The sequence below is a fragment of the Streptomyces sp. NPDC002265 genome (genome assembly GCF_040296125.1).
Lineage (GTDB): Bacteria > Actinomycetota > Actinomycetes > Streptomycetales > Streptomycetaceae > Streptomyces.
On sequence record NZ_JBEOWS010000252.1, the window covers coordinates 1 to 14,722 of the forward strand.

10 protein-coding genes are annotated in these 14,722 nt (G+C 69.6%); 5 read left to right on the plus strand and 5 right to left on the minus strand.

Annotation, left to right across the window (positions count from 1 at the left end; translation table 11 throughout):
• Nucleotides 1-160 precede the first annotated feature (160 nt).
• The 3 genes from ABT085_RS46805 (at nt 161) to ABT085_RS32795 (ending at nt 3,991) form a co-directional block, all read left to right on the plus strand.
• Nucleotides 161-1,251 (plus strand): IS630 family transposase gene (locus tag ABT085_RS46805; protein ID WP_502982858.1). Its coding sequence is split into 2 segments (ribosomal slippage): nt 161-622 and nt 625-1,251, totalling 1,089 coding nucleotides; the frame shifts between segments, so codons are not numbered across the junction.
• A 266-nt stretch (nt 1,252-1,517) separates the two neighbouring features.
• Complete coding sequence (locus ABT085_RS32790) at nt 1,518-1,691, plus strand: hypothetical protein (RefSeq protein ID WP_351616207.1); 174 nt, start codon at nt 1,518-1,520, stop codon at nt 1,689-1,691.
• A 212-nt stretch (nt 1,692-1,903) separates the two neighbouring features.
• Nucleotides 1,904-3,991, plus strand: a complete 2,088-nt coding sequence (locus ABT085_RS32795; protein ID WP_351616209.1) for a glycosyl hydrolase family 28-related protein — start codon at nt 1,904-1,906, stop codon at nt 3,989-3,991.
• 108 nt (nt 3,992-4,099) lie between these two features.
• On the opposite strand, the gene ABT085_RS32800 is transcribed toward ABT085_RS32795, so the two are convergent.
• Genes ABT085_RS32800 through ABT085_RS32815 form a run of 4 tightly spaced genes read right to left on the minus strand, consistent with a single transcriptional unit; the run spans nt 4,100 to nt 8,634 of the window.
• Nucleotides 4,100-5,119, minus strand: coding sequence for a 3-oxoacyl-ACP synthase III family protein (locus ABT085_RS32800; protein WP_351616215.1), 1,020 nt, complete (start codon nt 5,117-5,119; stop codon nt 4,100-4,102).
• On the minus strand, nt 5,116-5,769 hold the full coding sequence (locus ABT085_RS32805) for an SRPBCC family protein (protein ID WP_351616217.1): 654 nt from the start codon (nt 5,767-5,769) through the stop codon (nt 5,116-5,118). The genes ABT085_RS32800 and ABT085_RS32805 overlap by 4 nt, the downstream gene beginning before the upstream one ends.
• A complete protein-coding gene (locus tag ABT085_RS32810) occupies nt 5,741-7,621 on the minus strand; it encodes a thiamine pyrophosphate-binding protein (protein WP_351616220.1) in 1,881 nt (626 codons plus the stop codon). The genes ABT085_RS32805 and ABT085_RS32810 overlap by 29 nt, the downstream gene beginning before the upstream one ends.
• Nucleotides 7,618-8,634 carry a GlxA family transcriptional regulator gene (locus tag ABT085_RS32815; protein WP_351616223.1) on the minus strand — a complete coding sequence of 339 codons (1,017 nt, stop codon included), beginning with the start codon at nt 8,632-8,634 and terminating at the stop codon, nt 7,618-7,620. Before ABT085_RS32815 ends, ABT085_RS32810 begins: the two co-directional genes overlap by 4 nt.
• A 532-nt stretch (nt 8,635-9,166) precedes the next feature.
• Here ABT085_RS32815 and ABT085_RS32820 point away from each other — a divergent pair.
• Nucleotides 9,167-12,727, plus strand: a complete 3,561-nt coding sequence (locus ABT085_RS32820; protein ID WP_351616226.1) for a choice-of-anchor D domain-containing protein — start codon at nt 9,167-9,169, stop codon at nt 12,725-12,727.
• Between the two features lie 58 nt (nt 12,728-12,785).
• Here the strand turns inward: ABT085_RS32820 and ABT085_RS32825 are convergent, their stop codons facing one another.
• Nucleotides 12,786-13,751 (minus strand): NADP-dependent oxidoreductase, encoded by a 966-nt coding sequence (locus ABT085_RS32825; protein ID WP_351616228.1) that lies wholly within the window; start codon nt 13,749-13,751, stop codon nt 12,786-12,788.
• A 158-nt stretch (nt 13,752-13,909) separates the two neighbouring features.
• Between ABT085_RS32825 and ABT085_RS32830 the strand changes: the two genes are divergently transcribed.
• The coding region (locus tag ABT085_RS32830) for an RNA-guided endonuclease InsQ/TnpB family protein (protein ID WP_351616231.1) at nt 13,910-14,722 on the plus strand (813 nt) is incomplete at its 3' end.

Here is a 14,722-nt window from a genome sequence, read left to right on the forward strand (position 1 = left end):
GGACACGGACCCACCCTCCGAGCTCCAGGCCCTGATCGACGCGGTCACCACCGGACACGGCATCGACCTCTACCGCCGGATTTAACGAACTACCGTTACTGACCTTTTCGGGTTGCCTTCGGGTGGTGACGTTGGGTGATCCCTGCGGTATGCCGGTGTCATGCGGTACGCGGATGGTGGGGGCCTGACGGCTGAGCGGCGGGCTGCGCGTGAAGGGATTCGGCTGGAGGCCGGGCAGAGGTTCGCACGAGGCGACAAGACTTCGGACATCGCCAAGGATCTGCGGGTGACCGTGCGTTCGGTGGAGCAGTGGCGCCGCAACTGGCGTGAGGGCGGCATGGAGGGACTGAGGTCGAAGGGACCCGCGAAGCTGCCGAAGCTGTCGGACGAACGGTTCGCCCTGCTGGAGGAGGAGCTGGCCAAGGGGCCGGCCGCGCATGGCTGGGAAGACCAGCGGTGGACGCTGGAACGCGTCCAAGCGCTGATCAGCCGCCGATTCAGGGTCAGTTGCTCGATCGCTGGAGTGTGGCGGCTGCTGCACCGCCACGGCTGGTCGTGGCAGAGCCCGGCCCGTCGCGCGCTGGAGCGCGACGAGCATGCGGTCGAGCTCTGGAAGAAGGACGTGTGGCCGCAGGTGGAAGCACCGCGGCGGCGCTCGGGGCCTTCATCGTCTTCGAGGACGAGGCCGGGTTCGCGATGACGCCGCCACACGCCCGCACCTGGGGCCGGCGCGGGCAGACTCCCGAGGTCCGGGTGCGGGGACGGTCGCGGCGCCGGATCTCGGTCGCCGCGCTGTGCTGTTACCGGCCCGGTGAGAGGTCCCGGCTGATCTACCGGCCCCGTTTCCATCCGCTCCTCAAGGGTGCACGCAAGAGTTTTGCCTGGCAGGACTACCGCGACCTCCTGGTCCGCGCGCATCTGCAGCTCGGCGCCCCGATTGTTGTCGTCTGGGACAACTTGAACACCCACCGTGCCGCCGGGATGAGGAAGTACGCGGCCGACCACGACTGGCTCACCGTCGTCCAGCTGCCCTCCTACAGCCCGGACTTGAATCCCGTCGAAGGCATCTGGTCCCTGCTGCGGCGCGGACCGATGGCCAACGCTGCATTCACCGACCCCGATCACCTCACCCGCACCCTCCGCCGAGGCCTCGCCCACATCCAGCGCCATCCCGAACTCATCGACGGCTGCCTCACCGAGACCGGACTGACCCTGACTCCACCCCCGACGCTAATCCGAAAAGATCAGTAGGAGCGAGCCGCTGCCGAGCAGGTAGCAGGGCTGACCGTGCGGTACCGGCGGCGCACGGCACTGTTGCAGCGACTGGTGGAGGACATCGCGGCCCGCCGAGGCGCCGGAAGCAGAGAACTTCGCGCTCTACGACGACGCCTGCGGCACCCTCCACCAGCGGCCGGGCCGGGCGCACTCGGCGGTGCCGCGGGGGAGTACGGCACCGCTTCGTGGGTCACTTCAGGCCGTAGGCCCGGAGGACGGTCCAGGTGATCGAGCCTCCCGTTGTGTCTTCGGGGTACGTCGTACGGCGCTGCCTCGACGGCACGGTGCGGTGGTGCATCGGGCTCGAAATCGACGGGGCACCGACCACGGCACTCTGTGTGGCAGTGGCGCTGCACGGAGACCTGCTCGTCGGGATGGTCGACGGCCGGATTCCGGAGTGCTCGGTCCGGCGGTGAGGGCGGTGCGCTTCGGAGAGTGAGATACCCGCAAGAAATCGACTAGTACTTGCAGGATCTCTACTAGTTGATGGAAATACGCGCCCAAGGTCTTGTCCGCCGTCCCACCGCGTCCTAATGTCCCGGAACGCAGCGGCACGGCCTGTTCCTGCCGTGCCGCCGCGCACCGAGTTGCCCTCGGTGTCCTCCGCTCGCAGAGAAACGAGACCCCGATGGCGCGATACACCCTGCACGCGGCCGCGGAGCGAGCTCGGGGCAGTGCGCGAAGACCGGCCCGGACGGTCGCGGCGGTCACCGCGGCGGCCGCCGGACTCGTGCTCGGCCTCGGCGTCTCGGCCCCGGCGGCCTCGGAGTACGGCGGCCGCGCCGGCGCCCCGGCGGTGACCCGGGCCGGGCTCGATCCCGCCCTCGTCGCGGGGCGCGGCGCCCGGGTGGACTTCGTCGAACAGGAGGCGGAGAACGCGGCGACGAACGGCACCGTCATCGGTCCCGACCGCTCCGCCTACACGCTGCCCTCGGAGGCGTCCGGCCGCGCGGCGGTGCGGCTGAGTCCGGGCCAGTACGTCGAGTTCACCCTGCCGCGCGCGGCCAACGCTCTCACCGTGCGGTACAGCATTCCCGACGCCCCACAGGGCGGCGGCATCACCGCGCCCCTCGACGTCTCCGTGGGCGGTGGGCGCCGCACCACGATGACCCTCACCTCGCAGTACTCCTGGCTGTACAACCAGTACCCGTTCAGCAACGACCCTCAGGGCGACCTGCTGCACCCCGACTGGTGGATCACCGAATGCGGCTGCGTTCCCGCCGCCACCACTCCGGCGCCCACCGTCGACAAGCCGTTCCGGCCGAGCCATTTCTACGACGAGCAGAGACTGCTGCTCGGCAAGCGGTACGCGGCCGGCGAGACCGTCCGGCTCACCGCGCCCAAGGGCAGCACCGCGGCCTGGACCGTGATCGACCTGCTCGACACGCAACTCGTCGGCGCGCCGCACGTCGAGAAGCATGCCGCGAACGTCCTTGCGTTCGGGGCCGATCCCACAGGCCGGCGTGACGCGGGCGATGCCTTCGACCGGGCCATCGCCTACGCCGAGAGGCGGCACCGCAAGGTGTACCTGCCGCCGGGCACGTACCAGGTGAACCGTCACATCGCCGTGGACGACGTCACGATCGTCGGGGCGGGGAGCTGGTACACGATCGTCAAGGGCCACCAGGTCACCCTCGACACCCCCGCCCCCGACGGCTCGGTCCACACGGGCGTGGGCTTCTACGGCAAGGAGGCGGCGGAGGGCGGCAGCCACGACGTCCACCTGTCGGGCGTCGCCGTCGAGGGCGACGTACGCGAACGCATCGACACCGACCAGGTGAACGCCATCGGCGGGGAGCTCAACGACTCGACGATCGACGGCCTCTACCTCCACCACACCAAGGTCGGCATGTGGTTCGACGGCCCGATGACCGGCCTGCGTGTCACCCGCACGGTGATCGCCGACCAGATCGCCGACGGCCTCAACTTCCACACCGGCGTCACCGATTCGAGCGTCACGGACAGCTTCGTCCGCAACACCGGCGACGACGGTCTGGCCATGTGGTCGGAGAAGACGGCCGACGCGCGCAACGTCTTCGCCCACAACACCGTGCAGAGCCCGGTCCTGGCCAACGGCATCGCCCTGTACGGCGGCGCCGACAACACGGTCACCGGCAACCTCATCGCCGACCCCGTCAGAGAGGGGAGCGCCATCCAGGTCGGTTCCCGGTTCGGCGCGCAGCCGTTCACCGGACACCTGCGGATCACGGACAACACCACTGTCCGTTCAGGGCCGTTCGAGCTCAACTGGAAGATCGGCCTCGGAGCCATCTGGTTCTACGCCCTGGAGCGGGACATCGACGCCGAGATCGAGGTCACCGGCGACCACTTCCTCGACAACACCTACAACGCGATCATGCTTGTCTCCGACTTCCCGGTGAAGGACAAGTACGCGATCCGGGGCGTCCGTTTCAAGGACATCCGCGTGGACGGCACCGGCACTTCCGTGCTCAGCGCCCGCTCCGCCGGGTCGGCGTCCTTCGAGAACGTGGACGCCCGTAACGTCGGCGCGGTCGGCATCAACAACTGCGGATCCTTCAACTTCCCCGCCTCCGGATCCGAGTTCACGGTGAACGACCTCGGAGGCAACGACGGCAGCGGCACGACCGGTCCCTGGCTGGCGTCCTGGGAACTGCCCAACACCATCACCTGCGACGACCGGCCCCCGGTCGTCGCACCACCGGCGCCGGCACCTTGGCCGGGCGTCTTCCGCTGACCGACATGTGCTGCCGCGACGGTGGCCGATCCCCATCGGCCACCGCCGCACGTCCGGTCGTACGAGAAAGGAGGCCGACGTCGGGGAAGTGCTGTTGACATCCGTCGGTCAGCCCTGGCCGCCGTGCCATCGGACAGCTACGGCGCCGGCGAAATCGCCGGCGTGGGCGAAACCTCCGAGCACCACCAGGGCGCCGTCCTCGACCTGCCCTGAGCGGATGGCGCGGTCCAGTGTGACCGGGATCGCCGCGCCGAACAGATTCCCGCACTCCTCGAAGGTGTTGAGGTGCCGTTCGGCGGGGAGTTGCAGTGCCTCTCTCCAGTTGCGCAGGAAGGTGCGGTTGGGCTGGTTGGTGATGAGGGTGTCGATGTCGGTCGTCGCGATGCCCAGGCGTCGGCACAGATCCGTGATCACCTCGGGTACCAGGCGGTTTCCCCGGGCCAGGACCTTGGCGAGACTGGCCTCGGTGAAGCCGATCCGCAGTTGGGAATTGCCCGGTTCCCAGTACTTGCGGCCGTCGTCGAGCGCCACCGTCATGTCCCCGGCGTACTCACCGACGTGCTGCGTCTCCACGTCGAGGACCGGGCTGTCGGCCGACGTCGTCAGGTACCCCACGCCGCAGCCGTCGCCGGGGATGGCGGCCTGGGCGAGTCTGCGCACCTCGGACTGGGTGAAGCACTGGCCCGCCGCGCTCTGAGCGTTGCAGATGAGTGCGGTCCTCGCGTCGGTCGTGGAGAGGATCTGCCGGGCCAGCTTCATCATGTACACGAATGACGCGCAGCCCGCGTTGGCCACGTCGACGAGCCACTCCGGGTTCAGCCCCAACCGGCGTGCCACTTCGGTACCGGCGCCCACGAACGGCAGATCCGGCAGCTGGCTGTGGACCAACAGCACGTCGACGCCCCGGATCTCGCCGCGGCCGTGCCGCTCGATCAGGGGCTGCACCGCGCGCTCGACCATGTCCGCGTTGGTCTCGTCCGGGGCCACGTGGTGCCGTGCCGGTGGCACCTTGAACATGGGGTGGCCGCGGAGTTTGTCCTCGGCTCCGGGGTAGTCCGTGTAGAACGCGGCGGGGACCGGCGGGCCGGGCAGGTAGCTCGCGACGTCGGTGAGGCTGACGGTGGTCACGCGGTCACCGTCCTCGCCGGTGCCGTGCTGATCGGCAGGCCGTTGCGGTGGCGGTGTTCCAGGATCGCCTTGAGGTTGTTCATCTCCACCGTGTGTCCCGCGTAGAAGAGGTCCCAGAAGTCGCCCACCCAAGCCCTGTCCGGGCGCGGAGCCTTGCCGGGGTGGGGGTTGTCGTCGTAGTAGGGGTGTCGGCAGTTGGTCCAGGTGATCACCGACCCCGGCTCGCCGAGCACCAGCGGGGCGGGCACCACACGCATGAGGTAGATCATCCACAGTGTGTCGCCCTGGTCCCACGCGCAGTGGTAGTCCACCGTCAGGGCCTCTGCGTTGGCTACGACCTTGCAGTAGATCTTCGTGTCGTCCTCGAGCCGGTCATGGCCCACCCAGAGACCGGGAGTCCCCGAGGGAGTGAAGTCCCGCAGGCTGCACGTCCATTCCTCCAGGTGGTGCCCCTGGCTCAGGTAGGCGTAGGCCTGCTCCGGAGGGCAGTCGACGTGGGCGTGGATCGTGCAGTACTGCCCGTAGACCTGATGGTGCGGGTAGACGGAGTGGGTGAGTTCCATGCAGTGCGCGACGAGCTCCTCCTTGCCGGGGTTCTCGATGCGCATCAGACCGGGGATGTCAGCCAATGCGGACGATGGCTTGCTCATGGGGACTCTCCTTGCTCTCGGTTTCCGGCCTGTCGGCGGCGTCGCCGGTGCGGGGCGCCGCGGCGGCTTCGGCGAAGGACCGGAAGGAACGGAACGGGGGGATTTCCTGGGGGTCGCACTCCAGGGCGACGAACGTGGGCCCCGCGCCCTCGTTGCCCTCCAGGAGCGCCTTGTGCAGCTGCGCCGCGTCGGCGGCATGGGAGACCGTCAGGGACGGGAAGGCAGCCGCCATCGCGGCGGCGATGTCGGTGCGGCCGAACAGGTCGTCGCCGCGGATTCCGCCCTGGAGGAATTGCTCGCGCAGCGCGCACATCGCGTGTGCGTTGTTGTTGAAGATCACGAAGGTCACGGGTGCGGCATGCTCCACGGCGGTGTGCACCTCCATCCCGTGCATGAGGAACGCTCCGTCGCCGGCGAGTACGTAGGTACGGCGTCCGGTGGCGAGCGCGGCACCGATGCCGGCGCCGAAGGTGTAGCCCATGCCGCCCATGCCGAGCGCCACCACGAAACGGCCGTGGCGCGGCGCGGGCAGGTGATGGATCGCGCCGGCTCCCGCGTTGCCTGCGTCCACGAAGACGTGTGCGTCCTGGGGGAGCGCCGCTGCCACCGCGGCCAGCGCCTGGGGGTAGGGAACGGTTCCCGCCGTGCTCCGGGGCGGAACGGTCGGCGCTGTGTTCCGAGGCGGAACGGCTGGCGCTGTGTTCCGGGGCGGAACGGTTCGTGCCGTGTTCCGGGGCGCGGGGTCCGGCGCGAGGGCGGGGAGGGGACCGGCGTGCCGGGGGCAGGACCGGGAGAGTGGCGGCAGCCGGCCGGCCACCGTGCGCAGCACCTCCCGCAGATCTCCGCCCAGCGCGGTGCACTCGACGAACGCCGGCTCGGGCCCCAGGCATACGACCTCGGTGTCCGCCAGGGCCTGGTCGAGGCCGTCACGCGCCACCAGAGGCAACCGGGTACCGGCCAGCACGCACACGTCGGCCCGCCGCAGGCAGTCCTCGACGTTGGAGTGACCCATCACCCCCGCCACGCCCGCGAACCGCGGATCGCGGTTGTCGAAGACGTCCTTCGCGTCGGGGGTGACCGCCACCCATGCCCCCAGGCGCCGGGCCAGTTCGGCCAGTTCGGCACGCGCGTCGTCGGCGGCGACGCCCTCACCGGCGATGACGAGGACGCGGCCGGCCCCTCGAAGGGTCTGTGTCACGGAGGTGAGGCCCGCAGGGTCCAGCCGCGCGACCGACGCCGCCGGCGCCGAAGCCGCGCCCCCTGCCGGTGCCGGCCTGCGGCCGGGTAGCGGGAGCCGTGCCTGCTGGACGTCCTTGGGGAGCAGCAGCACCGCCGGTCCGCGCGGATGGGTCCGGGCCGCGGTCAGGGCCCGATCCAGCAGCTCGGGCAGCGCGTCGGCGTCCTCGACCCGGGCGCAGAACCGGGAGACCGGTCCGAAGACGTCCCGGGCGTCGAAGGAGCCCCCTTTGCCGCTTGAGTCCTGGAACGCCCCCAGGCCCTCCTGCCCGGTCGGCGGCTGTCCCACCAGCGCCAGCACGGGTACCCGGGAGGCATGCGCCTCGGCCAGGCCCGGCAGGAGGTTCATCGCGCCACCGCCCGAGGTGACGGCGACCACGCCCAGGCGCCTGGTGGTGCGGGCGTATCCGTCGGCCATCGTGACGGCGGAGAACTCGTGCTTGGCGACGACGGCGCGGACGGCACCGCCGCGGTGGACGGCGTCGTACAGGTCCTCGATGTTCGCGCCGCCGACGCCGAACACATGGGTGACGCCCGACCGGGCGAGCTCCCCGGCCAGGTAGTCGACCAGGCGTGTCGCCTCTGCCTCGGCTGGGCGCGATGTCGTGCTCGTCATGCGGGGCTCCTGTCCGTCTCGTGGTGCCGGTTGGCGGGGCCGGACGGTGACATGAGCTGAAAGCGCTGCCGGTACTGCCTGGGAGTGAGTCCCAGCGCTCGTCCGAAGGAGCGGAAGAACGTCTCGGGGGCCACGAATCCGCAGCGCCGTGCAATCTGGGCGATCGCCAGATCGGTGGTCTCCAGCAGCTCGCGGGCGCGGGCGATGCGCTTTCGCTCGACGTACTGCCCCGGGGTCGCGCCCACCTCGCGCCGGAAGACCCGGGAGAAGTTGCGCGGGCTCATGTTGGCCCGCAGGGCGATCTCGGCCACGGGCAGCCGGTGGTCCAGGTTGTGCATGATCCACTCCTGGGCGGCGCGGATCGGCGGATGGTCGGCCAGCTGCGCGTCGAGGACGGCGCTGACCTGCGGCTGTCCTCCGTGCCGCCGGAGGGGCAGCACCAGGAACCGTGCCACCTCCAGCGCGAGCGGGGCTCCGTGGTCGGCCTCCACCAGAGCCAGCGCCATGTCGATCCCGGTCGACACGCCTGCCGAGGTTACGAAGGGGCCGTCCCAGACGAAGATCGGCTCCGCGTCCACCGTCACTTGCGGATAGCGCCCGGCCATCGCCTCGGTGTAGGCCCAGTGGGTGGTGGCGTGTCTGCCGTCGAGGAGGCCGGCCTCGGCCAGCAGAAAGGATCCACCGCATACGGAGGCGACTCGGCGGGAGCGCGTCGCCGCCCGGCGGATCCAGGAGACCAGCGCCCGGTCCCGCAAGGCGCTGTGGAGACCCCAACCGCCGGGCACGAGGAGCGTGTCGATCGGTCCCTCGGCCGCCGCCAGCGGCGAGGCCTCCACGATCACCCCCGAACTTGTGCGCACCCGCGGCCCGTCGGCGGAGACGAGGTCGAGCAGATAGGGCCTTCCCGGCGAGCCGAGGAGCCGGTTGGCGGTTTCGAACACTTCCATCGGTCCGGTGATGTCCAGGGCCAGTGCGCCTGTGTACAGCACCACAACAACACGTCGCTCTGACACGATCACACCCTGTATCGGGCGGGGGACTGGCTGCAATGCCGGTTTATTGACGTATCCGGCCAACGCTCGGCCGGTGATCACCCGAAAAGGGAACCTGACCAGGCAGTTCCGGTGCCGCCCGGAAGGGGGGCGGGTGAGGCGGCTCACAGGGCGTTGGCTTGAACGGTGTCACGCCCCGCCTGAAAACGAGTCGTTCCCGGGCTGGACGACGGCCTTCCGCGACCTCGCCGACCGCCACGCCGTCGCGCTCGACCTCGAAGGGCCGTTGCCCGAGGCGTCCTGGGGCGTACAGCGCCTCGGCGGGGTCACCCGGGACCCGCGCGATAGCACATTAGATCTTGCAGGCAACATTTTCATTGTTGCAATGTTCTGTCTGGTTCTTGCATGACGTTGTCGATGACATTACGGTCCCCCTCGCGTCATCAGCACCCCCCTGCCTTCCGCCCGCCTCCCGTCCCCCGTGCGTCACGCCCCTCCCTCGCCGGCGGTACCGCAGGGCATTTCCGGCATGTCATGATGAAAGGAGTGGTAAGTGCTCCATTCCATCCGAGAACTGAGGCGAGCCCTCGTCTGGGCGGTGAGCACCGCGATGGTGGCCGCCGTCGGCATCGTCGCTCTGGCCGTCCAACCCGCCTGGGCGGCGTCCGCCGCCACCGGCGGCAGCGGCGCGAGCCTGCCGTACGTCGAGGTCCAGGCGGAGAACTCCGCCACCAACGGCACCAACATCGGCCCGAGTTACACCCAGGGCCAGCTCGCCGACGAGGCGTCGTACCGCAAGGCGACGACCCTCCAGGGCACCGGCCAGTACGTCACGTTCACCACGCCGGTGGCGACCAACTCGATCAACTTCAGGTACAGCATCCCCGACACCTCGGGCGGCTCGGTCTACACCGCCGCGCTGTCCCTGTACATCAACGGCGTCAAGCAGCCCGACTTCACCCTGACCAACGCCTACAGCTGGTTCTACGGCAGCTACCCGTTCACCAACACGCCGGGCAGCAACCCGCACCACTTCTACGACGAGGCGCACCGCCTGTTCTCCACCACGTATCCGGCGGGCACAACCTTCAAGCTGCAGGTCGACTCCGGCGACACGGCGTCCTCGTACACGATCGACTTCGCCGACTTCGAGCAGGTCGGCGCCGCCCTGACCGCGCCCTCCGGGTCGGTGTCCGTCACCAGCAAGGGCGCCGACTCGACCGGCGCGGCCGACGCGACCAGCGCGTTCAACGCCGCGATCAGCGCGGCAGGCCCCGGCGGCACCGTGTGGATCCCGCCGGGCACCTACAACGTCCCCGGCCACATCAGCGTCAACAACGTCACGATCGCCGGCGCCGGCATGTGGTACTCCACCGTCACCGGCACGGCGCCCGGCTTCTACGGCAACTCCGCGCCCTCGGCCAGCACCGGCGTGCACCTGCAGAACTTCGCGATCTTCGGCGATGTGCAGGAGCGCAACGACAGCGCCCAGGTCAACGGCGTCGGCGGCGCGATGAGCAACTCGACCGTCGCCAACCTGTGGATCGACCACATGAAGGTCGGCGCCTGGATGGACGGGCCGATGGACGCCCTGACGTTCAGCGGCCTGCGCATCCGTGACACCACCGCGGACGGCATCAACTTCCACGGCGCGGTCACCAACTCGAAGGTGACCAACAGCGACATCCGCAACACCGGCGACGACGGCATCGCCACCTGGGCGGACTCCGGCATCGGTGCCGACGCCTTCGACACGATCTCCAACAACACCGTGTCCCTGCAGATCCTCGCCAACGGCATCGCGATCTACGGCGGCCACGACAACACCGTCAGCGGCAACCGCGTGGTCGACTCCGGCATCACCCAGGGCGGCGGCATCCACGTGGGGCAGCGGTTCTCCTCGACTCCCGTCGGCACCACCACGATCTCCGACAACACCATGATCCGGGACGGCAGCCTCGACCCCAACTGGCAGTTCGGCGTGGGCGCGCTGTGGTTCGACGGCAGCCAGGGCGCGATCACCGGCCCGATCAACGTGACCAACGCGCTGATCCAGCAGAGCCCGTACGAGGCGATCCAGTGGGTCGAGGGCACCATCAGCGGGGTCAACCTCAACAACGTGACCATCGCCGGCACCGGAACCTTCGCCCTCCAGGAACAGACCGGCGGCGCTGCCAAGTTCACCAACGTCACGGCCACCGGCGTCGGTTACTCCTCACCGGTCTACAGCTGCTCGGCCGGCAGCTTCACGGTGACCGACGGCGGCGGCAACTCCGGCATCAGCGGCACGCCGTACTGCGGAGGGTGGCCGGCCCCGGTCTACCCGCCCTACCCGTCCGAAGGCGTCACGGCGACCCCCGGTGCGCTCAACTTCGGTTCGGTACCCACCGGTTCGACCAGCGCCGCGCAGGCCGTGACGGTCTCCAACCCGACCAACACCGCCGCGTCCGTCTCGTCGATCTCCACCAGCGGCGACTACTCGCAGACCAACACCTGCGGCTCGTCGATCGCGGCGAACGGCTCGTGCACCGTCAGCGTGAAGTTCGCGCCGACGGCGACCGGCAGCCGCAGCGGCACGCTGACCGTCAACGCGGGCGGGGTCACCAACACCGTCACCCTCTCCGGTACCGGCACCGCGCCGGGCCCGGTGCTGAACACGGACCCGGCGAGCCTGTCCTTCGCGGCCACGGTGGTCGGCTCCTCGGCCGACACGCAGACCGTGAAGGTGACCAACTCGGGCACCACCTCGGCGACCGTATCGGGCGTCACTGCCACCGGTGACTTCAGCCAGACCAACAACTGCTCCACCCTCGCGGTCGGCGCATCCTGCACGGTGACCGTCGGCTTCAAGCCCACCACGGGCGGCTCGCGCACGGGCAACCTCACCATCAACAGCAACGCCAACAACAGCCCCACCGTCGTCGCCCTGACGGGCAGCGGCATCGACAGCACCACGAACATCGCCGCCGGGCGGCCGGCGACGGCGAGTGCGAGCAACAGCCCGTACGTCGCCTCGAACCTCACCGACCCGGACGCCTCGACGTACTGGGAGGGCACGAACGGTTCGTTCCCGCAGTGGGCGCAGGTCGACCTCGGACAGAACTACAGCGTCGGCAAGGCCGTGCTCAAGCTCCCGCCGGCGACGGCGTGGTCCGCCCGCACCCAGACGCTGTCGGTGCAGGGATCCACGGACGGCTCCACCTTCTCCACGATCAAGGCATCGGCCGGCTACACCTTCGACCCGAACTCCAACAACAACACGGTGACCATCACGTTCAGCGCCGCCACGGCGCGCTACGTGCGGGTGAACATCACCGCCAACACGGGCTGGAACGCCGCCCAGTTGTCGGACTTCGAGGTGTTCCCCAGCACCGGCGGCTCCTCGCCGGCGACCCTGTCGGCCAACCCGACGTCGCTGTCGTATCCCACCCAGGCACTCAACACCACCAGCAGCGCGCAGACGGTCACAGTGACCAACACCGGAACCGCGGCCGCGACCGTCTCCGGCATCACCGCCACCGGCGACTTCTCGCAGACCAACACCTGCGGGACGTCGATCGCGGCAGGGGCCTCCTGCACGGTCGCCGTCACGTTCACGCCCACCGCGTCGGGCACCCGCACCGGCGACCTCAGCATCGCCAGCAACGCGTCGAACGGCACGACCACGGTCGCGCTCACCGGCACCGGAGCCGGCGCGGTGAGCAGGAACCTGGCGGCCGGCGCGGCCACCACCGAGTCCAGCCACACCGACGTCTACCCGTCGACCAATGTGACGGACGGCAACCAGGGCACCTACTGGGAGAGCGCCAACAACGCCTTCCCGCAGTGGGTGCAAGTCGACCTCGGGTCCGCGCAGAGCGCGAGCCGCGTCGTCCTCCAGCTCCCCGCGACCTGGGGCGCCCGCAACCAGACGCTGTCCCTGTCGGGCAGCACCGACGGTTCGAGCTTCACCACCGTCAAGTCCTCGGCCACGTACACCTTCGACCCGACCACCAACAACACGGTGACCCTCACGTTCACCGCGACCACCCAGCGGTACTTCCGGGTGAACATCACCGCGAACAACGGCTGGCCGGCCGGCCAGCTCTCCGAGTTCCAGGTCTGGAACACCTGATCCGCCCCGGTCGGTGCCGCCGGGCGCGCTCGCACCCAGCGGCACCGACCACCGAAGCTCAGGAGGCGGCCTGGTCCTCCCGCACCCGGATCACGATCTTCCCGCGAGGATGTTCCGCGGGCAGGGCCTCGTACGCAGCACGGGTGTCGGACAGCGGTACGACACGGTCCACCACGGGAGACAGGCGACCGTTCTCGATCAGCTCGGTGAGAGCCTCCAGACCGGCACGGTCCGGCTCGACGACGAAGAACAGCCCTCGTGCTCCACGGGCCGCGGCGTCATCCGGATCCGGGGGCTGCACGATGCTGACCAGAGTGCCGCCCGGGCGCAGCGTCGCCCACGAGCGGGTCAGAGTGTCGCCGCCGACCGTGTCGAGCACGACGTCGACGTCGCCCACCTGATCCTCGAAACGCTCGTTCTTGTAGTCGACGACCAGACCCGCGCCGAGCCCGGTGACGAACTCCCGGTCGCGTGCGGAGGCCGTAGCCGTAACGCGCGCGCCGAGCGCCGCGGCGATCTGCACGGCGAAGGAGCCGACACCTCCGGCCGCGCCGTGGACCAGGACGTGCTGTCCCTTTGCCAATGACCCGTGTCCGGCGAGCGCCTGCCATGCCGTGAGGCCCGCCAGCGGGACGGCCGCGGCACTGGCGTGGTCCAGCCGGGAGGGTTTGGCGGCCAGGGCGTCCGCGGGGACGGTGACGTACTCGGCGGCCGCTCCGTCACGGGTGAACGGGATGAGCCCGTACACCCCGTCCCCGGCGGCGAGGCCGGTCACGCCCGGACCGAGTCCGGCCACGACCCCGCTGACCTCGTGCGAGGGAACGACCGGAGTCCTGTCGCTGCCCGTCCCGTCGAAACTGTCGGTCCATGTGGCGTCCCAGTCGAGCTCGCCGCTGGTGATGGAGGCCGCGTGCACACTCACCAGCACTTCGCCCGCGTCCGGTTCGGGCCTCGGCGCACTTTCGTACACCAGTTGCTCCGGTCCGCCCCTCTTGTGGGCGCGAACAGCACGCATGATGGTCATCGGGGCCTTCCTTCGTGGATACCCCGGCCTTCAGGCTGGGGAGGAATCGAAACTTCCGCGGAGCGGGGCAGGGAAAGCTGGTTCGCCTCCCGGGCGGACCGGCGTCCACCCCCAACCACGCGCGCTCCGCTGCAAATTGACGGGGTAGTGTGTGAGTTGTGGGGGCGACTCCTGTGAAGCGCGCGTTCAAGTACCGCTTCTTTCCGAGCGATGTGCAGGCGGCGGAGCTGTCGCGTACGTTCGGCTGTGTGCGGAAGGTCTACAACCTGGCTCTTGCGGCTCGCACGGAAGCGTGGGCGCGGCATGAGCGGGTGAACTACGTCCAGACGTCGGCGATGCTGACGGCCTGGAAGAAGACCGAGGAACTTGCCTACCTGTGCGATGTCTCCTCGGTCCCGCTGCAGCAGGCCCTGCGGCACCTGCAGACGGCGTTCACGAACTTCTTCGGCAGGCGCGCCAGGTATCCGCGTTTCAAGTCGCGCAAGAGGTCGCGGAGGTCGGCGGAGTACACCGCCAGCGCGTTCCGGTTCCGGGACGGCAGGCTGATCCTGGCGAAGATGGCGGAGCCGCTGGACATCGTGTGGTCGCGTCCGCTGCCGGAGGGAGTTTCCCCGTCGACGGTGACCGTGTCGCAGGATGCGGCCGGACGCTGGTTTGTGTGCCTGCTGTGCGAGGACCCTTCCGTCCGACCGCTGGCCGCCACCGACACGTCTGTCGGCATCGACGTCGGGCTCGAGCACCTGCTGACCCTGTCGACCGGCGAGAAGGTTCCCAACCCCCGGCATGAGCGCCGAGACCGTGCCCGTCTCGCCAAGGCCCAGCGGCACCTTGCCCGCAAGGCCCTGGGTGACGGAGCGAACCGGGCCAAGGCCCGCCGGAAGGTCGCCAAGGTCTACGCCCGGATCACCGACCGCAGGCGTGATCATCTGCACAAGCTCACCACTCGGCTCGTTCGTGAAAATCAAACGATC